Below are 3,253 nucleotides of genomic sequence, written 5' to 3' on the forward strand. Positions count from 1 at the left end.
CGGTGTATCCCCCGACCAGTATCGACGAACATTCGCCTAGCAAGGAGAACCAATGCAGATCGCGATCGTGCTGTATCCTGGCTTCACCGCGCTGGATTTCATCGGCCCGTACGAAGTGCTGCGGTGGCTGCCCAAAGCCGAGGTTCGCTTCGTGTGGCACGAGGCCGGCCCGATCACCGCGGACTCCGGTGTGCTCGTCGTCGGCGCAACACACTCATTCACCGAAACACCTTCCCCGGACATCATTTTGGTGCCCGGCGGGATGACGTCGGTCGAGCACGCGCGCGACGAGAACCTGCTGGAGTGGCTGCGGCAGGCCCATCAGACAGCGACGTGGACGGCTTCGGTGTGCTCCGGATCGATCATCCTGGCGTCCGCGGGCCTGCTGCAGGGCAAGCGAGCCACGTCGCACTGGATGGCGCTCACCGCCTTGAAGGCCCTTGGCGCCATTCCCGTTGACGACAAACGCATCGTGCAATCCGACGACAAAATCGTCACCTGCGCGGGAGTGTCGGCGGGCATCGATCTGGCGTTGTGGCTGGCCGGGCAGATCGGTGGGGAAAGCCGCGCGAAGGTCATCCAGTTGTCGATGGAATACGACCCGCAGCCGCCGTTCGATTCCGGCCACATGTCCAAGGCGTCGGCGTCGACCAAGGCGGCCGCCACTGCTTTGATGGCCAGGGACCTCGTCAAACCGGAACAGCTCAAAGCGGCGACGATGTTGCTGTGGCAGCGGGCTCTCAGTGGTGCCCGCTCGCGGCGCAAACGCGGGCTTGTACCGTCCATTAGGTGATCAACCTTGCTTACGACGACCGCGGGAACGGCGAGCCGGTGCTGTTCATCGCCGGCCATGGCGGCGCTGGACGTACGTGGCATCTGCATCAGGCTCCGGCGTTCCTGGCTGCGGGCTATCGCGTCATCACTTTCGACAACCGCGGAGTGGGCGCCACCGAGAACGCCGAGGGGTTCACCACCCAAACCATGGTCGGCGACACCGCGGCGCTGATCGAAAAGCTCGATGCCGCTCCAGTGCGGATCGTCGGGGCCTCGATGGGCGCGTTCATCGCGCAAGAACTCATGCTGGCCCGTCCCGATCTGGTCAGCAAGGCGGTGCTGATGTGCACCCGCGGCCGTCTGGACCGCACCCGGGACTTCTTCCACACCGCCGAAGCCGAGCTGTTCGCGTCCGGCATCCAGCTGCCCGCCGCCTACGACGCGAAAATTCGCCTGCTGGAAAGCTTTTCACCCAAAACGCTGAACGACGACGCGGCCGTCGCCGACTGGATCAGCATGTTCACCATGTGGCCCAGCAAGCCCACGCCGGGATCGCGTAGCCAACTCGAGATCACGCCTCGGAGCAACCGCTTGCCCGCCTACCAGAGCATCGCGGCGCCGGTGCTGGTGATCGGGTTCCGCGACGACCTGGTGACGCCGCCGCATCTCTGCCGCGAGGTTGCCGACGCCATTCCCAACGGCCGCTACCTGGAAATCGCTGACGCCGGCCACCTCGGGTTTCTCGAGCAACCAAAGGCGGTCAACGACGCCGCACTGCAGTTCTTCGCCGGCGGTGCCGCCTGAGCCCGCTGGCTAGTCTGGACTGGTGAATCCCTCGACGACGCAGGCCCGCGTGGTCGTCGACGAGCTCATCCGCGGCGGCGTGCGCGACGTGGTGCTGTGCCCCGGCTCGCGCAACGCGCCGCTGGCCTTCGCGCTGCAGGACGCCGACCGATCCGGGCGCATCCGGTTGCACGTGCGCATCGACGAGCGCACCGCCGGCTACCTGGCCATCGGGTTGGCCATCAGCGCCCAAGCGCCGGTCTGTGTGGCGATGACGTCGGGCACCGCGGTGGCCAACCTCGGCCCCGCGGTTGTCGAGGCCAACTACGCCCGGGTGCCGCTGATCGTGTTGTCGGCTAACCGGCCCTACGAGCTGCTGGGCACCGGCGCCAACCAGACCATGGAACAACTGGGCTACTTCGGCACCCAGGTCCGCGCCGCGATCAGCCTGGGCCTCGCCAAGGATGCGCCCGAGCGCATGGACGCCTTCAACGCGACGTGGCGATCGGCCACCTGCCGGGTCTTGGCGGCGGCCACCGGTGCCCGCACCGCCAACGCCGGCCCGGTGCAGTTCGACATCCCGCTGCGCGAACCGCTGGTGCCCGACCCCGAACCCGATCCAGCGAAGGCCGCTACCCCGCCGGGCCGGCCGGACGGCAAGCCCTGGACCTACACCCCGGCGGTTACCTTCGACCAGCCGCTGGACATCGACATCAGCAAAGACACCGTCGTCATCGCAGGGCACGGCGCCGGCACCCATCCCAACCTGGCCGAGCTGCCGACCGTCGCCGAGCCCACCGCACCGCCGGCCGCCAACCCGCTGCACCCGATGACACTGCCGCTGCTGCACCCGAAGCAGGTGATCATGCTGGGCCGTCCGACCCTGCACCGCCCGGTGTCGGCGCTGCTGGCCGACCCGTCGGTGCCGGTCTACGCGCTCACCACCGGCCCGCGCTGGCCCGACGTGTCGGGCAATTCGCAAGCCACCGGTACCCGCGCCGTCACGACCGGCACGCCCAACCCGGCCTGGCTGCGCCGCTGCGCCGAGCTCAACCGGCATGCCGTGCAAGCGGTCCGCAGCCAGCTCAAGGCACACCCACTGACCACCGGCCTGCATGTCGCCGCCGCGGTAGCCGACGCGCTGCGGCCCGGCGATCAACTGGTGCTGGGCGCCTCCAACCCGGTGCGCGACGCGGCGCTGGTGGGGCTCAACCCGCACGGCATCAAGGTGCGCTCCAACCGCGGCGTCGCCGGTATCGACGGCACAGTCTCCACCGCAATCGGTGCGGCGCTGGCCCACGAGCGCACCAGCAGCGCGACAGTGCCGCGCACTGTCGCGCTGATCGGCGACCTGACCTTCGTCCACGACAGCTCTGGGCTGCTCATCGGGCCCACCGAGCCGACACCGCGACAGCTGACCATCGTGGTGTCCAACGACAACGGCGGCGGCATCTTCGAACTGCTCGAGCAGGGCGACCCCCGGTTCTCTGACGTGTCCTCACGCATCTTCGGCACCCCACACGACGTCGACGTCGGCGCGCTCTGCCGCGCCTACCACGTCGAGAGCCGCCACATCGAGGTCGACGAACTCGGCGCGGCTCTCGACGAACCCAATCCCGGCATGCGGGTACTGGAAGTCAAGGCCGACCGGTCGTCGCTGCGCCAACTGCACGCCGCCATCAAGGCCGCCCTGTGA

General features: G+C 68.4%; 3 protein-coding genes. All 3 read left to right on the forward strand.

The features are described from left to right. Positions 1 to 52: 52 nt before the first annotated feature. From VFA16_RS11325 to menD, 3 genes are read left to right on the forward strand one after another with little or no spacing between them, the layout of a single operon-like run. Positions 53 to 793, forward strand: a complete 741-nt coding sequence (locus VFA16_RS11325) for a DJ-1/PfpI family protein (protein WP_324967897.1) — start codon at positions 53 to 55, stop codon at positions 791 to 793. Further along, positions 790 to 1,578: an alpha/beta hydrolase gene (locus VFA16_RS11330; protein ID WP_324967898.1), complete on the forward strand. Its 789-nt coding sequence runs from the start codon at positions 790 to 792 to the stop codon at positions 1,576 to 1,578. The genes VFA16_RS11325 and VFA16_RS11330 overlap by 4 nt, the downstream gene beginning before the upstream one ends. A 22-nt stretch (positions 1,579 to 1,600) precedes the next feature. After that, a complete protein-coding gene (gene menD, locus VFA16_RS11335) occupies positions 1,601 to 3,253 on the forward strand; it encodes a 2-succinyl-5-enolpyruvyl-6-hydroxy-3-cyclohexene-1-carboxylic-acid synthase (protein ID WP_324967899.1) in 1,653 nt (550 codons plus the stop codon).

The organism is Mycobacterium sp. (genome assembly GCF_035653355.1).
Classification (GTDB): Bacteria; Actinomycetota; Actinomycetes; order Mycobacteriales; family Mycobacteriaceae; genus Mycobacterium.

What these genes read in the sequence shown, in the direction of transcription:
- VFA16_RS11325 (WP_324967897.1), top strand. Translation starts at nt 53, where the DNA reads ATGCAGATCGCGATCGTGCTGTATCCTGGCTTCACCGCGCTGGATTTC.